1 protein-coding gene is annotated in these 1,299 nt (G+C 45.6%); it reads right to left on the bottom strand.

Annotated elements, in window-relative coordinates; genetic code table 11:
* Positions 1-29 precede the first annotated feature (29 nt).
* A complete protein-coding gene (locus VB775_RS15710) occupies positions 30-1,181 on the bottom strand; it encodes a transposase (RefSeq protein WP_281007090.1) in 1,152 nt (383 codons plus the stop codon).
* Between the last annotated feature and the right edge of the window lie 118 nt (positions 1,182-1,299).

Here is a 1,299-nt window from a genome sequence, read left to right as displayed (position 1 = left end):
CTTAGTGGTGCAGAAAACTCAGGAGAGTCTCAAGATGAGACAATGGTAATACGAGCAAATTCGATACGAAAATCTAACTTTTCGCGTTTGGCAATAGAAGCACAGGCAGGTGGAGGATTAGTTCTAGGGAAAATCTGCAAAAGAGGAAGAGGTTTTTGTTGGTAAAGAAGGGTGTGAAGCTGACGGAGACCGAGTTGCAGAAAACTCAAGCCGCGATGATCGTGCCAATCAATAGCCGCCCTTTGCCCCAAACGCACCAACATTATGCCAAGAATTACAGCAATCAGGTTAGCAGTGGCAAGGAGCATAAACAAACAGGTAAGAGATTGAGCATCACGGAGATGCGAGCTAACCACATTAAAAGCCGCCGACTTGTAATCCTTAAAATGAGGTTCAATACCGCCAAAGCGTTTGCCATAGAGAGCAAAAGTCTGTAATGAAGGGGGAATATCGGTAAGGACAGCCCATGAACCGTTAGCCATGTCTAGGTTAGCCGTCGCTAAGTGACAATTAACATCACCGAGTACGGTGACATTGGGAACTAGATAAGCTTGCTCTGTGGGAGGTATCAGTTGTTCGACGCGCTTGGTTGTACCTGTCGGCAAAGTCACTAGCAGATCGGACTTTGCGCGAAATGCCCAAGACCATTGATTTTGCTGTAACCATCGGATTAATTCCCCATGTTCAAAGCCTCGGTCGGCAAGTAAGGTCACTTTGCTTTCTGGCGGCAATAGGGTGAGTACTTGTTCTAATACGGGACGGTAATGCTCAAAGCCAACAGTAGCGCTTCCATGCTCTAATACCACTTGCGCTAAAGTAATCGACCTTCCACCCCAAATCAAGCATATTTCGATCAGACAGAATTTATCCCACAGCATACTCGTATCGAGAGCTAGTTCCAACGATGCTCCTGCAAATGCTTGGAGAAAGTGCTTCACCAATGGGTTATAGAATGTCTCGGCGATGATATGTGGATTATGCACAAAGTAGCTTAGTCTTTCCATCTGACTTCTGGCTTGGCACTCTCGATGGCTTAAATAGGGCAACCAATGACTCAGACTCGCACTTCCTGATTGCAATATCGCAGCTACAGACTCCGCAAATCCTTGGAGATGTCGCTTATCTTTTGGCTTGATCCATTGACGCAATTGTTGTTGTAGCTGAAGATATAGGTGGGGCATGGATAAGATCTTTTGTTGAGGAACTTGAGTATCTCATCTCTTGTCCCTTTTATCCCTCTTGTCTCATTTTGAGACTCTATGCCTAGCAACCTTTCTCAGACTTTTCTGCACCACTAAG

It is taken from the genome of Pseudanabaena sp. CCNP1317 (assembly GCF_034931345.1).
Classification (GTDB): domain Bacteria; phylum Cyanobacteriota; class Cyanobacteriia; order Pseudanabaenales; family Pseudanabaenaceae; genus Pseudanabaena; species Pseudanabaena galeata.
Note: the sequence above shows the minus strand (reverse complement) of the source record. Positions and strands in the feature narration are given on the sequence as shown.